This window comes from Salmonella sp. SAL4457 (genome assembly GCF_046548235.1).
GTDB classification, from domain to species: domain Bacteria; phylum Pseudomonadota; class Gammaproteobacteria; order Enterobacterales; family Enterobacteriaceae; genus Salmonella; species Salmonella enterica.
Genome location: NZ_JBGDZO010001258.1, coordinates 1 through 239, shown reverse-complemented (window position 1 = coordinate 239; position 239 = coordinate 1). Strand labels below are relative to the sequence as shown.

The following is a 239-nucleotide window of genomic DNA, read 5'->3' as shown; positions in this document are numbered from 1 at the left end:
CCACCACCTACATCGGCCTGGGCCATGCCCAGCGCTTCCCCGACTACTGGGAGCTGTTCTCCCCCGACCAGGGCCCTACCGGCTCCACCAATGCCTTCGACAGCATCAAGCCGGAGAAGACCACCCAGCTCGACTTCGGCATCCAGTACCGCGACGAGCGCCTGGACGACTGGGCCTCGGGCTATGTCGGGCAGGTGCGCGACTACATCCTGTTCGACTACCGCAGCGCCATGATGGGC

Annotated in this window: 1 protein-coding gene; it reads left to right on the top strand. The window is 65.7% G+C overall.

The features are described 5' to 3' along the window. Nucleotides 1-239: TonB-dependent receptor domain-containing protein (locus ACLJNW_RS28235; protein WP_410961945.1), on the top strand; the 239-nt coding region annotated here is incomplete at both ends.